Annotated in this window: 17 protein-coding genes; 11 read left to right on the top strand and 6 right to left on the bottom strand. The window is 62.3% G+C overall.

The window, feature by feature from the left end; genetic code table 11:
• Positions 1-12: 12 nt before the first annotated feature.
• From EPN80_RS01445 to alaS, 4 genes are all read right to left on the bottom strand, one after another.
• Positions 13-198, bottom strand: a complete 186-nt coding sequence (locus EPN80_RS01445; RefSeq protein ID WP_293022723.1) for a 4-oxalocrotonate tautomerase — start codon at positions 196-198, stop codon at positions 13-15.
• Positions 199-213: 15 nt separating this feature from the next.
• Entirely contained in the window at positions 214-987 is a 774-nt protein-coding gene (locus EPN80_RS01440) for a class II aldolase/adducin family protein (RefSeq protein ID WP_293022720.1), read from the bottom strand.
• Positions 988-1,035: 48 nt separating this feature from the next.
• On the bottom strand, positions 1,036-2,250 hold the full coding sequence (locus EPN80_RS01435; protein ID WP_293022717.1) for a YbfB/YjiJ family MFS transporter: 1,215 nt from the start codon (positions 2,248-2,250) through the stop codon (positions 1,036-1,038).
• Between the two features lie 180 nt (positions 2,251-2,430).
• Positions 2,431-5,055 carry an alanine--tRNA ligase gene (gene alaS / locus EPN80_RS01430; protein WP_293022714.1) on the bottom strand — a complete coding sequence of 875 codons (2,625 nt, stop codon included), beginning with the start codon at positions 5,053-5,055 and terminating at the stop codon, positions 2,431-2,433.
• 206 nt (positions 5,056-5,261) lie between these two features.
• Here alaS and EPN80_RS01425 point away from each other — a divergent pair, with 206 nt between their 5' ends.
• The 10 genes from EPN80_RS01425 (at position 5,262) to EPN80_RS01380 (ending at position 17,542) form a co-directional block, all read left to right on the top strand.
• Positions 5,262-6,482, top strand: a complete 1,221-nt coding sequence (locus tag EPN80_RS01425) for a CaiB/BaiF CoA-transferase family protein (protein ID WP_293022711.1) — start codon at positions 5,262-5,264, stop codon at positions 6,480-6,482.
• A 388-nt stretch (positions 6,483-6,870) separates the two neighbouring features.
• Entirely contained in the window at positions 6,871-7,512 is a 642-nt protein-coding gene (locus EPN80_RS01420; RefSeq protein ID WP_293022709.1) for a GntR family transcriptional regulator, read from the top strand.
• A gap of 36 nt (positions 7,513-7,548) precedes the next feature.
• Positions 7,549-8,811, top strand: coding sequence for a CaiB/BaiF CoA-transferase family protein (locus EPN80_RS01415; RefSeq protein WP_293022706.1), 1,263 nt, complete (start codon positions 7,549-7,551; stop codon positions 8,809-8,811).
• Positions 8,812-8,859: 48 nt separating this feature from the next.
• On the top strand, positions 8,860-10,416 hold the full coding sequence (locus EPN80_RS01410; protein WP_293022704.1) for a carboxyl transferase domain-containing protein: 1,557 nt from the start codon (positions 8,860-8,862) through the stop codon (positions 10,414-10,416).
• A gap of 17 nt (positions 10,417-10,433) precedes the next feature.
• Positions 10,434-11,774: a biotin carboxylase N-terminal domain-containing protein gene (locus tag EPN80_RS01405; protein WP_293022702.1), complete on the top strand. Its 1,341-nt coding sequence runs from the start codon at positions 10,434-10,436 to the stop codon at positions 11,772-11,774.
• A gap of 26 nt (positions 11,775-11,800) precedes the next feature.
• Positions 11,801-12,022: a biotin/lipoyl-binding carrier protein gene (locus EPN80_RS01400; protein WP_293022700.1), complete on the top strand. Its 222-nt coding sequence runs from the start codon at positions 11,801-11,803 to the stop codon at positions 12,020-12,022.
• Positions 12,023-12,233: 211 nt separating this feature from the next.
• Complete coding sequence (locus EPN80_RS01395) at positions 12,234-13,484, top strand: MFS transporter (RefSeq protein WP_293022698.1); 1,251 nt, start codon at positions 12,234-12,236, stop codon at positions 13,482-13,484.
• 101 nt (positions 13,485-13,585) lie between these two features.
• Positions 13,586-15,154 (top strand): carboxyl transferase domain-containing protein, encoded by a 1,569-nt coding sequence (locus EPN80_RS01390; RefSeq protein WP_293022695.1) that lies wholly within the window; start codon positions 13,586-13,588, stop codon positions 15,152-15,154.
• A gap of 136 nt (positions 15,155-15,290) precedes the next feature.
• A complete protein-coding gene (gene bioB, locus EPN80_RS01385; protein WP_293022810.1) occupies positions 15,291-16,289 on the top strand; it encodes a biotin synthase BioB in 999 nt (332 codons plus the stop codon).
• Complete coding sequence (locus EPN80_RS01380) at positions 16,286-17,542, top strand: cytochrome P450 (RefSeq protein WP_293022692.1); 1,257 nt, start codon at positions 16,286-16,288, stop codon at positions 17,540-17,542. The genes bioB and EPN80_RS01380 overlap by 4 nt, the downstream gene beginning before the upstream one ends.
• 18 nt (positions 17,543-17,560) lie before the next feature.
• On the opposite strand, the gene EPN80_RS01375 is transcribed toward EPN80_RS01380, so the two are convergent.
• Complete coding sequence (locus EPN80_RS01375; RefSeq protein WP_293022689.1) at positions 17,561-17,761, bottom strand: hypothetical protein; 201 nt, start codon at positions 17,759-17,761, stop codon at positions 17,561-17,563.
• 67 nt (positions 17,762-17,828) lie between these two features.
• Positions 17,829-18,065: a hypothetical protein gene (locus EPN80_RS01370; protein WP_293022687.1), complete on the bottom strand. Its 237-nt coding sequence runs from the start codon at positions 18,063-18,065 to the stop codon at positions 17,829-17,831.
• A gap of 193 nt (positions 18,066-18,258) precedes the next feature.
• Between EPN80_RS01370 and EPN80_RS01365 the strand changes: the two genes are divergently transcribed.
• Positions 18,259-19,968, top strand: coding sequence for a glutamine--tRNA ligase/YqeY domain fusion protein (locus tag EPN80_RS01365; protein WP_293022685.1), 1,710 nt, complete (start codon positions 18,259-18,261; stop codon positions 19,966-19,968).
• Positions 19,969-19,986 lie beyond the last annotated feature (18 nt).

Here is a 19,986-nt window from a genome sequence, read left to right as displayed (position 1 = left end):
CTTGGCCCGCGCTCAATCGTCCGACCACAACTTGCCGGCGGTCGCCCAATTCTCGCGCTTGACGTCAGCGATGATGATGTCGACCGACTCCGGAGCGCAGCCGAGCACCTCGCAGGTCGTTCGGGTAATGGCCTCGACGAATTGACGCTTCTGCTCGACCGTGCGGCCCTCGAACATCTCGACGTGGAAAGTGGGCATGGCAATCGCTCCTGATCATTTTCGATAAGTGGGGTCTATTTTATCCAGTTTGCGCAGCAGCGCCGGCCACTCCAGCTCCCCTTCGACCGCGCCGCCGTCCTCCAGCTGCTCCGCGGTCCTGGCCCGCACCGCCGGTGATGGCAATACCGGCGCCGCGCCGCCGCACAGTGCCTGCAACTGAATCTCGCACGCCTTGATCAGCGTTGCCATCAACACATAGGCTTCGGCCACCGTGCGCCCCAGCGTGAGCGTGCCGTGGTTGCGCAGCAGCATGGCGGGATGCCCGCCCAGCGAGGCCACCAGGCGTTCTCCCTCGGCCGGTGAAAACGCCAACCCCTCGTACTCGTGATAACCCAGCCGCTCGTGAAAGCGCAGCGCGTGCTGCGAGATCGGCAACAGGCCGTGCGGCTGGATCGAAACCGCGATACCGGCCGTGTTGTGCAGATGCATCACGCACATCGCGTCGGCGCGCGCGGCGTGTACTGCGCCGTGCAGGGCAAAGCCGGTCACGTTGACCACATGCGTGGCATCGCCGATGATCGCGCCCTGCAGGTCGATCTTCACCAGATTCGACGCGCACACCTCGTCGAAGGCGAGTCCGAACGGATTGATCAGGAAATGGCCCGGCTCGCCCGGCACGCTCGCCGAAATATGTGAGTAGATCAGGTCGTCCCAGCCATGAAGTGCGGCCAGCCGGTAGGCGGCGGCAAGATCGACGCGCGCGCGCTGTTCCGCCTCGCTGACGGGCCCGCTCGCCGCGACGCTCTGTGGGCGCAAGGAAAATGACATCGAATGATCTCCCGAATAGACTGAACCGCCTGGCCGGGGCAACGCCGGTCAGGCGTCGCGCCGCATGGCGCGGCGCCAAACCATGACATAGCCGGCCGCACCAATGAGCAGCGTGGCGGCTGCGAGCAGCAGCGCAAGAATAAAGCTGCCGGTATGCGCGACCAGCGGCGCGGTAACCAGCGGGCCGGCGATCTGGCCGATGCCATACACCGCGGTCATCAGGCCCATCAGGCTCGAGGCGCTGTTGCCGCGAATGCGCCGCGCCTCGCGCATCGCGAACAACACCAGCGCCGTGAACGGCACGCCCACCAGCACGCTGCCCAGCGCGAACCCGGCGACGGTTGGCCACACGACGCCGATAATGACGCCCAGCGCCTGCATCACATACAACCCGGCCAGCAACAGGCGGTTATCCAGACGCGTGCGCACCGATGCAGCCAGCACGGAACCGGGAATCACCGCCAGCCCCAGGAGCGGCCAGAAGAGATCGGGCCAAGGCGAGCCGGGCAGCGCCTCGCGCGCGATGACCGGCAAGAACGTCGCGGTGACGATGTAGCCGAACCCGGCCAGGCCGTAGAGCACCACCAGCCAGGCCTCCTCGCCGCGCTCGCCGGGCGCTTGCGCCATCGCTGCGGAGGCGCTTGGGCGCCCGCCCGCCGCCAGCGCGGGCGCCTCGTCGGAAAACACCCGCCAGATCAGCGCCGACAGCAAGACGGCCAATACGCCGCACACCAGCCAGCCGGCTTGCGCACCGCCGCCGACGGCGGTGGTCGCGCTGCCGGCCAGGCCGGTCACGACGATGCCAACGCCCGGACCCGCAAAGATATAGCCGGCCAGTGCCGGCCGCTGCAATTCGGCCAGACGCTGCAGCCCCCAACTGGCCGAGAACACCATGACCCAGGCGCTGCCGATACCGGCCGCGGCGCGCAACACGGCCCACACCGTGTAATCGTGCAGCAGCCCCATGCCGAGCGTGAGCACCACCGTCGCCGCCAGCCCCAGGCGAATCATGCGAGGCGACGACGCGCGCACGACCATGCATGACAGCGCGCCGACAAAGTAACCGGCGTAATTGAGCGAGGCCAGCCAGCTGCCGCCCTTGATCGTCACCCAATGGTCGCGCAGCATCATCGGCAGCAACGGGGTGAAGGCAAAGCGGCCGATCCCCATGGCCACCGCCAGCGCCAGCATGCACGCCAGCGCCGCCCGCCAGGCCGCACGGTCGACGGAGAAGCCGGGGCGCTCGGAAGCGATACTGGACATAATCGGATGCGTTATTTGTTATCGAGCAGATACTTTACATCGAAACATTCATATTCGCGGGCATTCGCCCTGCAAGCGTCGCGGTCAAGCCGGCCGGGCGGATTGCTCAGGACACCTCACAAGAATCGATAAAAAAAGCGCGCAGTAACCCGCGCGCTTTTTCGCCCAACGCAGACGCCGTCACGCTTTCTGAGCGACCCAAGCCGTCACGCTCGCCAATGCGCCCGGCAGTTTCGCAGGCTCGGTGCCGCCAGCCTGCGCCATGTCCGCCCGGCCACCGCCTTTGCCGCCGACCTGCAGCGCAACGAAATTGACCAGTTCGCCCGCCTTGACCTTGCCCGTGGCATCGGCCGTGACACCGGCAATCAGGCTCACCTTGCCGCCGTCGACCGCCGCCAGCACGATCGCGGCGCTCTTGAGCTTGTCCTTGAGCTTGTCCATCGTCTCGCGCAAGGTTTTGACGTCGGCGCCATCGAGCTGGGCCGCCAGCACCTTCAGACCATTGACGTCGACCGCCTGCGCCGCCAGCTCGTCGCCCTGGCTCGACGCCATGCGCGACTTGAGTTGCGCCAATTCCTTCTCCAGCGACTTGAGCTGATCCTGCACTTGTCCGATCCGTTGCGTGAGCTCGGCAGGCTGCGCCTTGAGCGCGGCCGCGGCCTGATGGATCTGCCGGTCGAGCGACTGCACGAAACGCAGCGCGTTATCGCCGGTTATCGCCTCGATCCGGCGAATGCCGGCGGCCACACCGCCCTCCATCACGATCTTGAACAAGCCGATATCGCCGGTGCGCGCCACATGCGTGCCGCCGCACAACTCGCGCGAGAAACCGATGTCCAGCACGCGCACGCTCTCGCCATACTTCTCGCCGAACAGCGCCATCGCGCCACCCTTGACGGCATCGTCAAACGCCATCACCTGCGCCTGCGCGGCAACGTTCCTGAGCACCTCCGCGTTGACGATGTCCTCGACGCGGCGGATCTCGTCATCGCTCAATGGCGCGTTGTGCGCAAAGTCGAAACGCGTCTTGTCGGCGTCGACCAGCGAGCCCTTTTGCTGCACATGGCTGCCCAGCACTTCGCGCAGCGCCTTGTGCATCAGGTGAGTCGCCGAGTGATTGCGCACGGTGCGGGCACGGCGCACCGTGTCGACCTGCGCGTTCAGCGCGTCTCCCACCTTCAGGCTGCCCTGCTCCAGCGTGCCATAGTGACCGAATACGTCGGGCTGAATCTTTTGGGTGTCGGTCACCGCAAAGCGCGCGGCGTCGCCGGCCAGCACGCCCTGGTCGCCGACCTGCCCGCCGGACTCCGCATAGAACGGTGTCTTGTCGAGCACCACGATACCCGACTGGCCCGCGCGCAGTTCCGCCACGCTGGTGCCGTCGGCATAAAGCGCCGTGACCTTGGCGCGCTCGAGCGACAGCACGTCATAGCCGCGAAAATCCGTCTTGGCGCCGCTGTACTCGAGCGCCTGGGCCATCTTGAACTTGCCCGCCGCGCGCGCCTGCTCGCGCTGGCGCGCCATGGCGGCGTCGAACGCCGCTTCGTCGACCGTCATCTGGCGCTCGCGGCACACATCGGCGGTCAAGTCGAGCGGAAAGCCATAGGTGTCGTGCAGCTTGAAGGCCAGTTCACCGTCGAGTTCGGTCTTGCCCTGCTGCTGCAACTCGGCCAGCGCGCCGTCGAGAATCTCCATGCCGTTGGCGATGGTCTCGAAAAAGCGCTCTTCCTCCTGCCGCAGCACATCGGTCACGCGCGGCTGCGCCTCGGTCAACTCCGGATAGGCCGCGCCCATCTCGGCGACCAGATCGGGCACCAGCTTATGGAAGAACGGCTCCTTGCGGCCCAGTTTGTAGCCATGGCGGATCGCACGCCGGATGATCCGGCGCAGCACGTAGCCGCGACCTTCATTGCCCGGGATCACGCCGTCGACGATCAGGAACGAGCAGGCACGAATGTGATCGGCGATCACCTTGAGAGAATTCGCGTGCAGATCGGCGCAGCCGGTCTCGCGCGCCGCGGCCTTGATCAAATGCTGGAACAGATCGATCTCGTAATTGCTGTGCACATGCTGCAGCACCGCGGCAATGCGTTCGAGCCCCATGCCGGTATCGACGCACGGCTTGGGCAGGCGCGGCATGTTGCCCTGCTCGTCGCGATTGAACTGCATGAACACCAGGTTCCAGATCTCGATATAGCGGTCGCCGTCTTCCTCGGGCGATCCGGGCGGGCCACCCCATACCTCCGGACCATGGTCATAGAAAATCTCGGAGCACGGGCCGCACGGGCCGGTGTCGGCCATTTGCCAGAAGTTGTCGGACGCATAGCGGGCGCCCTTGTTATCGCCGATGCGCACGATGCGCTCGGCAGGCACACCGATCTCGTTGGCCCAGATCCCGTAGGCTTCGTCGTCTTCCTGGTAGACGGTGACCCACAGCTTTTCCTTCGGCAACCGGTAGACCTCGGTCAGCAGCTCCCACGCATAATGGATCGCCTCGCGCTTGAAGTAGTCGCCGAACGAGAAGTTGCCCAGCATCTCGAAAAACGTGTGGTGGCGCGCCGTGTAACCGACGTTCTCCAGATCGTTGTGCTTGCCGCCGGCGCGCACGCTGCGCTGCGCCGTGGTGGCACGCGTGTATGGGCGGCTCTCCTGACCGAGAAAGACGTCCTTGAATTGCACCATCCCCGAGTTCGTGAACAGCAACGTGGGATCATTGGCCGGTACCAGGCTCGACGAGCGAACGATGGTGTGCCCCTTGGACTCGAAGAATTTGAGGAATTTTTCGCGGATTTCAGCGGCTTTCATAGCGTGCGGAGCGTCGTTCAGGCGGCGCTTGAGGTGAGTTTGATTAAACGTTTGATTATACGGGAAATCCCCTCACCCCCAGTATCGTACCAGCGGCACTCGGGCGCGCAGGCCGCGCCGGCGCCCGCTGTGCGGAACGGCGCTTTGACCCGCACGGCAAAGCTCTTACACTCGGGGGCATTCATTTCCCCGCTGGAAAGATCGTCATGGGCGCGCTCAGCCACCTCCGCATACTCGACCTGTCCCGCGTGCTGGCAGGGCCTTGGTGCACACAGAATCTGGCCGACTTCGGCGCCGATGTGATCAAGATCGAGCGTCCCGGCAGCGGCGACGATACGCGCCGCTGGGGGCCGCCCTACCTGCGCGATGGAGCCGGCAACGACACCGCCGAAGCCGCCTATTACCTGGCCGCCAACCGCAACAAGCGCTCGCTCACCATCGACATCGCCAGCCCCGCCGGGCAGGCCGTCGTGCGCGAACTGGCCGCGCAAAGCGATGTCGTGGTGGAAAACTACAAGGTCGGTCAACTCAGGAAATACGGCCTGGACTATGACTCGCTCAAGGCCATCAAACCCGATCTCGTCTACTGCTCGATCACCGGCTTCGGGCAGACCGGCCCTTACGCGCCGCGCGCCGGCTATGACTTCATCGTGCAGGGCATGGGCGGCTTCATGAGCATCACCGGCGAGCGCGACACGCTGCCCGGCGGCGGCCCGCAAAAGGCCGGCGTGGCCATTGCCGACCTGATGACCGGCATGTACGCGACGGTTGCCATCCTCGCTGCCCTGGCGCACCGCGACCGCACCGGCGAAGGCCAATACATCGACATGGCGCTGCTCGACGTGCAGGTGGCCATGCTGGCCAACATGAATACCAACTTCCTGGCCAGCGAGCGCGCGCCGGTGCGCTGGGGCAACGCTCATCCGAACATCGTGCCCTACCAGACGTTCGAAACCTCGGACGGCTGGATCATCGTCGCGGTCGGCAACGACGGGCAGTTCCGCAAATTCGTCGAGGCCGGGCAACGCCCCGAACTCGCCGACGACCCGCGCTTTGCCACCAACCCGGAAAGGGTCAGGCGGCGCGACGTGCTGGTGCCGATCCTGGCCGACATGGTGCGGCAAAAAAGCAAGGCGCAATGGATCGACCAACTCGAGGCGGCGGGCGTGCCGTGCGGGCCGATCAACACCCTGCCCGAAGTCTTCGACAACCCGCAGGTCCAGGCCCGCGGCCTGCGCGTCGACCTGCCGCATCCCAGCGGCGGGCAGGCCCGTCTGGTGAACAATCCGATCAAGATGAGCGCCACGCCACCGCAAGCCGAGTCGGCCCCGCCCACGCTCGGGCAGCACACCGAGGCCATTCTGCGCGAACGGCTGGCCTATGACGACGCACGCATTGCCGCGCTGCGCGCGGCAGGGATTATCTGACCCTCCCCCGAATCTCCTGACTCGCCCCGATAGCATACGTTCTACCTGAACCGCGCGCGAATAGCGCACGCGCGGCCGACCTCGTCCTTCCGATAGATTCTCGCCATCACAGGCAACAACCCAAAAAGCGGCGAGAAAAAAACGATGAATAAATTAAATATCTTTATTTATCATATATTTATAATATAAATTTTTGTTAACAAAATTGAAAATTACTTTTAAAACATTTTGTTTTCAAATTTGTTGACAAATTTGCTATCACTACCTAATCTGCACGCATGGATCACTACTTCGGCCAGCCATGACCAAAAAAAGCGCACCTGCAACGTCCGCAACAACCCAAAAGCGAGCGACCCCGGCCAAGTCGGAGAAGCCACAATCCGGCAAGGTGGCGAAGTCGCCTGACGTATTTGCGCTGCTGCGCGAGCGCATCGTGAGCCACGAAATAGCACCAGGCAGTCGATTGCGCGAGCAGGAATTGGCCGACGAATACGGCGCGCCACGTGCCAAGGTGCGGGAAGCCCTCATGGCATTACAAGAGCGCGGTCTCGTTGAACGCATCCCGAATCGCGGCGCCATCGTCGTCAAGCTCGACCTCGATCAGGTGTTCGAGATTTACCAGGTGCGCGAAGTGCTGGAAGGTCTGACTGCACGCCTGGCCACCGAAAACACCGATCCGGCTTCGTGGCAAGACCTCGTAGAACTGTTCGACGGCCCGATGCAAGAGCATGTCGAGAAAGGCGACTACGAGGCCTTCGTCGCGGGTTACGCGCTATTCCGGCGCCGCATCATCGAGGCGGCCGCCAATCCAGTGTTGACCGCCATGATCGACAGCATCTATGAGAAAACCCAGGTCCTCATTCGCCGCATCATCGTCTTGCCCGGTCGTGGCGAGCAGGGGCTCAAAGAGCATCGCGCCGTATTGGCCGCGATGCGGCGCGGCGACGCCGAGGAAGCTGAGCGCTGCCGACGCGAGAACATGCGAAGCGCGCGCGAATTCATCACCCGTTACAAAAATTTCATCTTTTAAGCGTTGGCAAAGACGCACGCTCTCTCTGGAGGAGACATGGCGGTAGCGCAGCAAAATAACGAAGCGACACGGAGCGGACCGCTCGCCGGATACCGCGTGCTGGAAATGGGTTCGACCGTCGCGGGGCCTTTTTGCGGGAGGCTTCTGGCGGACTTTGGCGCGGAAGTGATCAAGGTCGAACCGATCGAGGGCGATCCGGTGCGCACGATGGGCAAGCGTTACGCCGGCAAATCCCTTTACGCGGCCAGCATCCTGCGCAACAAATCCCTCATCGCCGTCGACCTGCGCTCGTCAGAAGGACAGGCGTTGGTAAGAAAGCTCGTCGCGCAATGCGACGTAGTCGTTGAGAATTTTCGTCCTGGCGGACTCGAAAAATGGGGCCTCGGTTACGACGATCTTGCGAAGCTGAACCCCGGTCTCGTCATGGTGCGCATTAGCGGTTTTGGTCAAACCGGCCCTTACAGGGAGCGCGCGGGTTATGGCGTGATTGGCGAAGCGATCAGCGGGTTGCGGCATATCACCGGCGACCCCGACCGGCCGCCCGCACGCGCCGCCGTATCGTTGACCGACTACTTCACCGGGCTCTACGCGGCGTTCGGCGCGACCATGGCGCTGTTGTCTCGGCATGCCACCGGCAGAGGACAATGTGTCGACGCCGCGCTCTACGAATGCGCCTTCAGCTTCATGGAGCCGCATATTCCGGCATACGAAAAACTCGGTTACGTCGCCAATCGCGCAGGCTCTCGCTTGCCGGACAGCACGCCGAATAATCTATATCCGACTCGCGACCATAGCTTCATCCACATCACAGCCATGGGCGATGCTGTCTTCAAGCGCCTTGCCGCCGTGATGCAACGACCGGGCCTGGCCGACGACGCCCGCTTCGCCTCAAATCTGGCGCGCTCCGAGCATAGTGAGGCGCTCGACGCGCTCATTGGGACTTGGACACTGACGCACAATCTGAGCGAACTAGAACAGGTGCTGGCTGCGGCCAATGTCCCGGCCACGCGCATCTTCACGATGCGGGATATTTTTTCCGATCCGCATTTCAAGGCGCGCGACATGCTCGTCGATGTACCGGACGAACAGTTGGGTAAGGTGACGATGGCTGGCGTCGTACCCCGCCTTTCGGACACACCTGGGGTATTGCGCACGTCCGGCGGGGAAATTGGTCGCGACACCCGACAAGTACTAACCGATCTTGCCGGCCTATCAGCAGAGGAAATTGAGCAACTGCGCGATCGCGGCGTTATTCATCTGCCGCCCGTCAACGCCGGCGCGGCAATCGCCGCAATTTGATAGCGCATGCAAGCGACCCGCATCTTTTCTTGACAGGAGCCATATCCAGTGGAAACCTCGGAGACACCCGACATACGGGCGGAACTTTGTCGCGACTATGAAAAACGGCGTGCGCATGCGCTGGCCATGGGCGGCGCCCAAAAAATCGAAGCGCGTCGGCTGCAAGGAATACTCAATGCTCGCGAGCGGATCGACAGTCTGGTGGACGCGGGCAGTTTCATCGAATCTGGCCTGTTCGCTACCTCGTCGGTTATAGAGGCCGACCGCGCTCGCACGCCCGCCGACGGCAAGATTGTCGGGTACGCGAAAGTGGATGGTCGGGAAATCGCAGTCGTCTCGAACGATTTCACTGTCATGGGCGCTTCGAGCAGCGCCACCAACGGCAAGAAGATCGCTCAAATGAAACGCGTCGCGACCCAACGCGGCCTTCCCTTGGTGTTCCTGGGCGAGTCATCGGGCGCGCGCATGCCCGACACCATGGGTTCGCGCGGCATGGGCAGCATGCTGGGCAATGATCCCACGCAATATCAGCGCATGCGCGAAACCCCTTGGGCAGGCGCGGTATTGGGATACTGCTATGGCTCGTCAACCTGGTACACCGGCTTTTCCGATTTCAGCGTAATGCGCAAAGGCGCGATCATGGCGGTGTCAAGCCCACGTCTGGTCTCGCTCGCCGTCAAGGAAGCCATCGACCCCGAAGCAATCGGCGGGTGGCGCCTGCATGCCGAAGTCACCGGGTTGATCGACATGGTCGTCGACACCGACGAGGAGGCACTGCAGGCGATACGTCAGTTCCTAAGCTACATGCCGAGCCACCACAACGAACCGCCGCCAGCGCATCCGGTGACGCCCGGGTCAGGCGACGGCATGGCAGGCATCTTCGACCTGCTGCCGACCAATCGCACGCAGGTCTACGACGTACGCAAGATTCTGAAGACCATCGTCGATAACGACAGTTTTTTTGAACTCAAGCCGCGCTTCGGCAAGGTCGCGGTGACCGCGTTGGCGCGCCTGGACGGACACACGGTCGGCATCATCGCCAACAACCCCCTGCACAAGGGCGGCGCACTGGACACCGAGGCCTGCGAGAAAATCACCGGTTTCATCGTGATGTGCGATTCATTCAACATCCCGCTCGTGATGTTCGTCGACACTCCAGGTTTCATCATCGGACTAGACGCCGAGCGCAAACGCGCGCCAGGCAAGATCATGAATTTCATGGGCGCCTTGTCGCTGGTCACCGTGCCGAAGATTTCGGTAATCCTGCGCAAGAGTTACGGGCAAGCCTATTTGAATATGGGTGGTGGCCGCAATTCCGACGAGGTCGTCGCGTGGCCAACTGCCGAAATCAGCTTTATGAATCCGCACTTCGCCGTCGAGATCGTCCACGGACTCAAACCGGGCGACGACGGGTTCGACGCAGCGCTGGAGGAAATGGAGCGCGACAGCAGCGTCTATGGCATCGCGGCAAATTACGGCGTGCAAGGCGTCATCCTCCCGCACGAAACGCGTTCATATCTGATCCGAATACTGGAAGTCCATCGACTACGACTGCACAACGGCGTCGGTCAACACTTGATGCGGACCTGGCCGACCACCTATTGAATTCGAGAGAGTTTTCCATGTTCCATAAAATTGTCGTTGCCAACCGCGGGGCCGTAGCGGCCCGCGTGCTACGCGCCCTCGGAAACCTGAACATACGTTCGGTTGCGGTGTATTCGGAGGCTGACGCCGATGCGCCTTATCTCGCCAATGCGGATGAGGCCTATTGCATCGGCCCGGCACCCGCCCGCGAGAGCTACCTGAATCAAGACAAGTTGCTGCAAGTCGTGCGCGATTCGCATGCCGATGGCTTGCATCCGGGCTACGGATTCCTCTCTGAAAACGCCGAATTCGCGCGCAAGGTCAATGCGCTTGGCGCGTGCTTCGTCGGCCCCTCCGCCCAGTGGATCGATGCGATGGGCCACAAGACGCGCGCCCGCGACCTCGCTGCGCAGCACGGCTTGCCGGTGGGGCGGGGCTCTCCGGTACTCTCGGACGATCAGTACGAGATGATGCGTCATGCGCAACACATCGGCTTTCCGCTGCTCGTCAAACCCGCCGGCGGCGGTGGCGGCATCGGCATGCTGGTTGCCAACGACGCGTCAGAGCTTCCCAGTGCGGTCGAACGGGCCCGTTCGATGGCTCAGCGCGGTTTCGCCAATCCGGAAGTGTATTTGGAGAAATACTTGGCACGGCCGCGTCATATCGAATTCCAATTGCTCGGTGATCGTCACGGCAACGTGCGCCATCTGTTCGATCGCGACTGTTCGATGCAGCGCCGCCACCAGAAAGTCGTCGAAGAAGCCAGTGCGCCGCTGGTAGACCGGACCAGGGTTGACGAGCTGGCGCAGCAGATTGCCAATACGTTTGCCAAGATGGGCTACGACAACATCGGCACCGTTGAAATGCTGATGGGCGCCGACGGCACGTTCAGTTTCCTGGAGATGAACACGCGCCTGCAAGTCGAGCACGGCGTGACCGAGGCCATCACAGGCGTCGATCTGGTGGCCGCGCAAATCCGCTCGGCGGCCGGGCTGCGACTCGACGACATTCTGCCGCCCACCCTGCACGCCGACGGTCACGCCATCGAGGCACGCGTATATGCCGAGGACTCCAAGCGCTTTCTGCCATCGCCGGGACGCCTGACGACCTTCCGCCCCCCCGAAGGCTCGGGAATTCGCGTCGAAACCGGCTATGCCGAAGGCCGCGCAGTCACGATGCATTACGACCCGCTGTTGGCCAAGGTTATCGCGCACGGCCCGTCTCGCGCCGCGGCAATCCAGACGCTGCGCGAAGCCCTGCGCAACTTCTCGGTGGCCGGTGTGAAAACCAATCTGGCCGCTCTGGACATCATTCTCGGCTCGAGCCAATTTCGCGACGGTGAGGTCCATACCGGACTGCTGTCGCAACTGATCGCCTGATACCCACAAACTTACGAGGAGACGCAATGCAGCGCTATGAAGCAAAGTCGGAAATAACCGGATCGGTCTGGAAAATCCTCAAGTCCGTTGGCGATACTGCCGAGGAGGGCGAAACGCTAATGATTTTCGAGTCGATGAAGATGGAAATCCCGTTAATCGCGGAAGAGAGCGGCACGATTACCGAAGTGCGTGTCACCGAGGGCTCCCCCGTCGCGGATGGTGACACCGTGATGGTCATCGAATCCTGAGATATCCGGGCGCTGCCGGGCTCGCCCGACCAGTCGCCGTGTTTCCTGCATCGATTGACAGACGCATCACAAGTTTCAAGAACCCACGCATTCGACCGGCGCATAGCACCGCGGCAATCGACGCTAATAGATGGGTATTGCGCTTCGTATGACCTGCATTCGAAGCGTGCAATCAAACGACATTAGTTTGGATAAAACAAGGAGACATGTCATGAGCGCAGCAGATTACAGTACCCAGGTCGTCGGTGCGAAGCAGCGCAATCGCTGGACCGTCGCGTGGCTTTTATTTGCCATCACCGTCATCAACTATGCCGACCGCGGCGTGCTCGGCGTAGTTGCACCAGTGCTGATCAAAACCTTCGGGCTCAGCATCAAGCAATTCGGCATCATTGCCTCGGGTTTCGGCTGGGGATACGTGCTCATGGTATTTCTGGGCGGCGGCGTCGTCTCGCTACTGGGCCCCAAAAAAACTTTCATCTACTCGTCGGTCCTGTGGTCTTTTGCCATCATGCTCGTCGGCGCAGCTAGCGGTTTTGCAAGCCTGCTCGGGTTGCGGATCCTGTTTGGTGCGAGTGAGGGCGTCGCATTTCCGAGCGGATCACAATTAATCGGCAATTGGTTTCCTGATAAGGAGCATGGCCGCGCGGCCTGTTTGATGGGCGCGGGCATTCCCCTTGGTTCGCTGATCATCATCCCGATCGCAGTGTGGCTGACCAGCGCCTACGGGTGGCAGGCCCCATTTATCCTTCTGGGCGTGGTTGGACTATTTTGGGCGATCCTGTGCAAAGTCTTTATCTCGAATAAGCCTGCGGGCGTGTCGCCACAGAGCATCGACGCCAGCGCAGCAAACACGACGCGTGCCCCCTGGGGTCGAATCCTGGGCAGTAAAACGCTATGGCTGACCGGACTGGCCTTTTTCTCATCGGCCTATGTACTTTACTTCCTATTGAATTTCCTGCCCACCTATCTGGTCAGGGAGAGGCACATGGAGTTCTCTCATATCGCCTATTTCGGCTCGCTGCCATGGATATTCATGACCATCGGGGCATTACTCTCCGGTCCGATTTCCGACTTCGTGTACAAAAAAACCGGTAGTCTGCGGTGGGGCAGAAGCTACCTCGCCGGCATTTGTCTGGTGTTGACGGGGTTGATCATCAGTTTGACCTTGTTTGTCACGAATACGTACCTTATCGTCATTCTGATCAGCATAGCCAGCCTGATCAATTTCACAGCCAACCCAATTTTTTTCGCCATCCCGATCGACGCCTGTCCCGAAAGCGGCGGCGCGGCCTCCAGCCTGACAACCGGTATCGGTTCTCTGGCCGGCATATTTGCCCCTTTGCTGACTGGATTTATCGTGAACGCGACCGGCACCTTCTATCTCGCGTTCATGCTCGTATCAGTGCTGCCCATCGTTTTCGGGGTGTTGTTGATCGTTGCTTGCGATCCAAGAAAGTTGTAGGCGGCGGCATTGACAGGCAATACTGATTTAACGATTCGATGATTGGACGATTTGATGAAATGGGATAGACCGATCAGGTCATCCGCACGAGGATAGCGAAGATGAGTGATACATGGCAGGCCGAAGTCGACGAAATCGAGCTGCGCCGAAACTGGGCCAGGGAATTGGGCGGCGCCGAGGCAGTGGCAAAACATCATGCACAGGGAAGATTGACCATCCGGGAACGGATTGGTCATCTGCTGGATACCCATTCGTTCCGGGAGGTTGGCATGCTGGCCGGCAATGGCAGTTATGTCGACGGACAGGTTCGGCATGTATCGCCAGCCCCCTATGTTTGCGGCCTTGGCCGCGTCGACAATCGTACCGTTGCCGTCGGGGGGGAAGACTTCACCGTGCGTGGCGGGACCAGTTGGGGTGGCGACCGGCGTAAAGGCGGTCAAGGCGGGTTCGTGGAGGACTTGGCTTTTCAATACCGCATTCCACTGATCAATTTGATCGACGGCGCGGGCGGCACGGTCACATCGGCCAAGCGACGAGGACACACGGTCTTCCCTGGGGTACACGGCTTTGAACGCTCCGTGCAGTTGCTAGGGACCGTGCCGGTCATCAGCGCCGTCATGGGCACGGCCGCGGGCGGCCCGGCTGGCCGCGCAATTCTGTCGCACTGGTCGATCATGATCAAGGATTCCAGTCAGATCTTTGCCGCTGGTCCGCCTGTGGTGGAGCGATCGCTGGGGCAAAAAGTCACAAAAGAGGAACTGGGTGGCGCGCATATGGCCGTTGATGTCGCCGGCACGGTGGACAACGTGGCTCAGAGCGAAGAAGAATGCTTCGAAATGATCCGCCGCTTTCTAAGCTATCTGCCGCAAAATGTCTACGAACTGCCGCCGGTCATACCATGCGACGACCCGGTCGAGCGCGCCGAAGAGCGTCTGTTGAGCATTGTGCCTCGCGACCGCCGGCGCCCCTACAACATGCGGCACCTGATCGAGATGGTGGTCGACAAAGGCTCCATCTTTGAAATTCAGCCCACCTTCGGTAAAGCGCTCATTACGTCGTTCGCGCGCCTGAATGGCAAAAGCGTGGGTATTATCGCCAACAACCCGATGATTGCGGGCGGCGCGATGGACGTCAAAGCCGCGCGCAAGCAAATCCATTTCATCGAACTGTGCGACACGTTCCACATCCCGCTGGTTTTTCTGGTGGACGTCCCTGGCTTCATGGTTGGCATGCAGGCCGAAGCCGCCGCCACGCTGCGCGAAGGCATGCGTGCAGTCTACGTAGGCCTGCAGGCCACGGTACCGATCCTCACGGTCGTGATCCGCAAATGCTATGGCATGGCCGGGATGGGCACGACAGACAAGAACGGTCTGGACATGAAAGTCGCTTGGCCCTCCGCCGAATGGGGCTCCTTACCCGTCGAAGGTGGCGTGGCGGCAGCCTTCAAGCGCGAGATCCAGAGCGCGGCCAATCCGGCTGCGCGACAACGGGAGCTCGAAGAAGAATTGCGCGCGCTGGCCTCGCCCTTCAGAACCGCCGAAGCTTTCGGCGTCGAAGACATTATCGATCCGCGCGAGACGCGCGCCCATTTATGCCGCTTCATCGACGCGGCGCAGGGCCGACTGAAGACCGATGTCGGCCCTAAGTTGAAGGCGGGAGTGCGGCCATGAGTCGAGATCGTCGCAAGACCGCTACTCGAGTGCCATCGCCTGCGGCGGCTCGCCGCCCCCGGATACATCCGTCGCCAACCACCAACCCGCCACCGGAGAGCGCATGAAACCCATCGCCATCGTCCCGCGTGACGCAATGCGCGCCGAAGCGGCGCAAGTGCGGTCCGCTTCGCCCAGCCGAACCGATCAGTCGCAGCGCTGGTCCGTCGAGGCAATCGAAAATGTCTACGCCCTGCCCCTGATGGACCTACTGTTTCGCGCCCAGACGGTGCACCGGCAGAATTTCAACGCCAACGAGGTGCAACTCTCGACGCTCCTGTCGATCAAGACCGGCGGATGTGCCGAGGACTGCGGCTATTGCCCACAATCCGCGCATTTTGAAACAGGTGTCGAAGCGACCAAGTTAATGCCGCTCGAGGACGTGCTGGCCGCCGCTGAGGCAGCCAAGGCCCAGGGGGCGACGCGCTTTTGCATGGGTGCGGCCTGGCGAAGCCCAAAGCCACGCGACATGGAGCGCGTCACCGCCATGGTGCGCGCTGTCAAAACCTTGGGCCTGGAAACCTGCGTCACGCTGGGTATGCTCGACGGCGAGCAGGCTCAGGCCCTCAAGAGCGCGGGACTGGACTACTACAATCACAATCTCGACACTGCTCCGGAATTCTACGGTCGCATCATCAGCACGCGCACGTATCGGGATCGCTTGGACACTCTCGCCCATGTGCGCGAGGCTGGCATCCATATCTGCTGCGGCGGCATTATCGGACTGGGCGAGTCACGCCATGAACGCGCCGGCCTGATCGCACAACTCGCCAATCTGGATCCGTACCCCGAGTCGGTACCGATCAATCACCTGGTCGCCGTCGAAGGCACGCCGCTGGCGCATACCGAACCGCTCGACCCGTTCGAATTCGTGCGCACCATCGCGGTGGCCCGGATCACGATGCCGCGCACCATGGTCCGCCTGTCCGCCGGGCGCGAAACCATGGATGACGCCGTGCAAGCCCTGTGCTTCCTGGCTGGCGCCAACTCGATCTTCTACGGTGACAAGCTGCTCACGACCGCCAATCCTCAGTCGCAACGCGACCGCGCCCTGTTCGATCGCCTGGGCGTGCGAGCGCAAGCCGGGTCCGCATGAGCGCCGTACCCGCTGCACGCCACTCGCTGATTGATGCGGCCTTCTTGCAAGACCCGTACCCAACCTATCGGGCGTTGCGGGGGGCAGGGCCGATCCACTGGAGCGAGGAACTCTTTGGCGGGGCGTGGCTATTGACCCGTCACGCCGACGTCGAGGCGCTGTTGCGCGACTCGCGCTACTCCGCACGGCGCACCGGCGGCTGGGTCATGAACGGCCAGACCGCGGAGCGCGCCGAACTCTGCCCGTTTCAACGGCTGTTCAGCAGAGCAATGCTGTTTCTCGATGCCCCCGAGCATCACCGACTGCGCCAGGTAATCAACGCCGGCTTTCGCCCGGCCGCATTGCTGGCACTGCGCCCATACATCGAACAATGTGTGACCGACTTGCTCGATCGACTGGCGCATACAGCCGAGTTCGACTTCATGCAAGCCGTCGCCAAACCGCTGCCTGCGCGAGTCATCGCCAAGCTGCTCGGGATGGGTGCGAACCCTCGATCGGAATTCATTGCGTGGTCGGACGACCTCGCCGATTTCATCGGCGCCGCCCAGCCCACGCACGAACTGACGCGGCGTGCGCAAATCAGCCTGCTGAAAATGAGCGCCTGCTTTGAGACCCTGCTGGCCGAACGCCGGCGCAGCGAAGCGAAAGACGATTTGATCGGCCTGTTGCTGCGCGCGCAGCGCGACGGACACATTGAAGCTGGCGCCGAACTGCTCGCGCAATGCGCCATGCTGCTCTTTGCCGGGCATGAAACGACCCGCAATTTGTTGGGCAATGGCCTCCACGCACTGCTGTCGCACCCCACGCAATGGCAACGCCTGCTGGAAGATCCAGGACTCCTGCCGCAGGCGCTTCGCGAATTGCTACGCTATGACAGTCCGGTGCAATACACCGGCCGCCGCGTCGCGGCCGACCATGTGTTGCATGGAAAGCTTTTGCGGCGCGGGCAATTGGTGATCGGCCTGATTGGCGCGGCAAACCGCGACCCGGCGCGCTATGGCATGCCCGACCGGTTGGACATTACCCGCCGAGAGGGTTCGCACCTTTCGTTCGGGCACGGTCCCCACGTCTGCATCGGCGCCGCACTGACGATGATGGAGGGTGAAATTGCCTTTCGGGCACTGCTCGCACGCCTGCCCACGCTTCAGTTGGCCAATCCGCAAGACGCTCCGCAATGGCTGCACAACCCGGTCTATCGAGGCTTAGCCAAGCTGCCCGTACGCGTTAGCAGCATGGCCGGCGCCCACCAGTAGCGTCAATCGAACCGTTACCTACCGATTTGCCCCAATGATCCCGCCGACCGCCGCGCCGCCGACGATACCCAGTGCGCTGTCGGTCAGCACCGCGCCGGCCACGCCACCCAGCACCGTGCCGACGGCCACGCTCTTTTGCCGCGACGACAGCCGCATCGACGAACAGGCCGCCAGGGAAAATACCAGCGCGACGCCAATCAATAATTTAACGACTCGCATCGTTCGACTCCTTTCTCGCTTAATTGCCGCAGAAATTAGCGATTCTCGTAGTCGCTCGCCATCCCTTTTACCGGATGTTACAAACGCCCGTGAACGCAGGCACCGCCGGCGCCCCGGTGCGGCCGCCGCGGCCCTGTGGGACAGTCGCGGCACACTTGCCCGCACCGGCATACGCCCGGCTCGGGCCGCTCTGCGCGTCGCGTCCGAGCAGGTAGGCCCACAGCAGCGCGGCCTGACCCGGTTCGAGAATGCGTCGCGCCACGGCCTCGTGGAGATCTTGTTTGTCGAGTGTCATCATTTGCATCAGTTCGCTTGCAGTCAAAGACGCGCATGTTAGCGAGAGGCCTGGTCTCGCCAACAGAGCAAACAGCCCGCGCAACATCAGGAGTTTTACCGGCTCCGGGCAAGAAGTTTCCCCCACGGATCAACCGAATCGGTGCGCCGCGCCGCCGCCGGTACGGTAAAATGCCGCGTTAACCTTGAAATTCAGGACAGGCATGAGCAACGAGTCGACGGCGGCATCGAACTTTATCCGCACCATCATCGAAGACGACAACCGCTCCGGCAAATGGGGGGGGCGCGTGGAAACGCGCTTTCCGCCGGAACCCAACGGCTACCTGCACATTGGCCACGCCAAGAGCATTTGCCTGAATTTCGGCGTGGCCGGCGATTACGGCGGCGTGTGCCACCTGCGCTTCGATGACACCAATCCGGAAAAGGAAGAAACCGAATACGTCGGGGCAATCATCGACGTGGTGCGTTGGCTGGGCTTTGCATGGGAAAAGGATGGACGCCAGCACGAGTACTACGCCAGCGACTATTTCGAGCAACTGTACCGCTACGCGCAGATTCTGATCGAGCGCGGCAAGGCCTATGTCGACAGCCAAAGCGCCGACGAAATGCGCGTCAACCGCGGCACGCTGACCGAACCGGGCAAGGATTCACCGTTCCGCACCCGCAGCGTCGAGGAAAACCTCGATCTGTTCCGCCGCATGCGCGCCGGTGAATTCCCCGATGGCACGCACGTGCTGCGCGCCAGGATCGACATGGCCTCGCCCAACATCAATCTGCGCGACCCGGTGATCTACCGGATCCGCCATGCGCATCACCACCGCACCGGCGATGCATGGTGCGTCTATCCGCTCTATACCTATGCCCATCCGCTCGAGGACGCGATCGAGAACATCACGCACAGCCTGTGCACGCTCGAGTTCCAGGACCAGCGGCCCTTTTACGACTGGGTGCTCGGACAATTGGCCGACGCCGGCGTGTTCAAGCGTCCGCTGCCGCAGCAAATCGAATTCGCCCGGCTCAAGGTGACCTACGCCATCACCAGCAAGCGCAAGCTGCTGCAACTGGTCAATGAAGGGCACGTCGACGGCTGGGACGATCCGCGCATGCCGACTCTGGTGGGGTTGCGCCGGCGCGGCTTCACGCCCAGCAGCATCCGGCTGTTCTGCGACCGGGTCGGCGTGGCCAAGGCCGACTCCTGGATCGACATGGGCACGCTCGAACAAGCGCTGCGCGACGATCTCGATCCCGCTGCGCCGCGCGCGATCGCCGTGCTCGACCCGCTCAAGCTGATCATCGACAACTACCCGGCCGATCAGCAGGAAGATTGCACCGCGCCGATTCATCCGCATCACCCGGAGCAGGGCCTGCGGCACTTCCCGTTCTCCCGCGAGCTCTGGATCGAGCGCGAAGATTTCAACGAGCAGCCGCCCAAGGGATATTTCCGCCTGTTCCCAGGCAATCGCGTGCGGCTGCGCTATGGTTTCGTGGTCGAATGCACCGGCGCCGACAAGGACGCCGACGGCAACGTCACGGCGGTGCACTGCCAGTACTTCCCCGACAGCAAATCCGGCACCGAGGGGTCGAATAACTACAAGGTCAAGGGCAATATCCACTGGGTCAGCGCGGCGGCCGCCGTGCCGGCCGAGGTGCGCCTGTACGACCGCCTGTTTGCCGACCCGTACCCCGATTCGGGCGACAAGAATTTCCTCGAGGCGATCAATCCGAACGCCAAGCGGGTAGTGCAGGCCTACCTCGAACCCAGCACCGCGCAGGCCCAGCCCGAAGATCACTTCCAGTTCGAGCGGCATGGCTATTTCGTGGCCGATCGGGTCGACTCCCAGCCAGGCAAGCCGGTGTTCAATCGCATCGTCTCGCTGCGCGACAGCTGGGGTGGCGCCAAACCCGCCCGGTAGGCTGCCGGACGGCTCGGC

This window comes from Pandoraea sp., from assembly GCF_004297875.1.
Classification (GTDB): Bacteria; Pseudomonadota; Gammaproteobacteria; order Burkholderiales; family Burkholderiaceae; genus Pandoraea.
This window is presented reverse-complemented; position numbering and strand designations above follow the sequence as displayed.

Bases quoted from the DNA above. Each gene is read 5' to 3' on its own strand.
- EPN80_RS01445 (WP_293022723.1), bottom strand. From the start codon at position 198: ATGCCCACTTTCCACGTCGAGATGTTCGAGGGCCGCACGGTCGAGCAG.
- EPN80_RS01440 (WP_293022720.1), bottom strand. From the start codon at position 987: ATGTCATTTTCCTTGCGCCCACAGAGCGTCGCGGCGAGCGGGCCCGTC.
- EPN80_RS01435 (WP_293022717.1), bottom strand. From the start codon at position 2,250: ATGTCCAGTATCGCTTCCGAGCGCCCCGGCTTCTCCGTCGACCGTGCG.
- alaS (WP_293022714.1), bottom strand. From the start codon at position 5,055: ATGAAAGCCGCTGAAATCCGCGAAAAATTCCTCAAATTCTTCGAGTCC.
- EPN80_RS01425 (WP_293022711.1), top strand. From the start codon at position 5,262: ATGGGCGCGCTCAGCCACCTCCGCATACTCGACCTGTCCCGCGTGCTG.
- EPN80_RS01415 (WP_293022706.1), top strand. From the start codon at position 7,549: ATGGCGGTAGCGCAGCAAAATAACGAAGCGACACGGAGCGGACCGCTC.
- EPN80_RS01405 (WP_293022702.1), top strand. From the start codon at position 10,434: ATGTTCCATAAAATTGTCGTTGCCAACCGCGGGGCCGTAGCGGCCCGC.
- EPN80_RS01400 (WP_293022700.1), top strand. From the start codon at position 11,801: ATGCAGCGCTATGAAGCAAAGTCGGAAATAACCGGATCGGTCTGGAAA.
- EPN80_RS01395 (WP_293022698.1), top strand. From the start codon at position 12,234: ATGAGCGCAGCAGATTACAGTACCCAGGTCGTCGGTGCGAAGCAGCGC.
- EPN80_RS01390 (WP_293022695.1), top strand. From the start codon at position 13,586: ATGAGTGATACATGGCAGGCCGAAGTCGACGAAATCGAGCTGCGCCGA.
- bioB (WP_293022810.1), top strand. From the start codon at position 15,291: ATGCGCGCCGAAGCGGCGCAAGTGCGGTCCGCTTCGCCCAGCCGAACC.
- EPN80_RS01380 (WP_293022692.1), top strand. From the start codon at position 16,286: ATGAGCGCCGTACCCGCTGCACGCCACTCGCTGATTGATGCGGCCTTC.
- EPN80_RS01375 (WP_293022689.1), bottom strand. From the start codon at position 17,761: ATGCGAGTCGTTAAATTATTGATTGGCGTCGCGCTGGTATTTTCCCTG.
- EPN80_RS01370 (WP_293022687.1), bottom strand. From the start codon at position 18,065: ATGCAAATGATGACACTCGACAAACAAGATCTCCACGAGGCCGTGGCG.
- EPN80_RS01365 (WP_293022685.1), top strand. From the start codon at position 18,259: ATGAGCAACGAGTCGACGGCGGCATCGAACTTTATCCGCACCATCATC.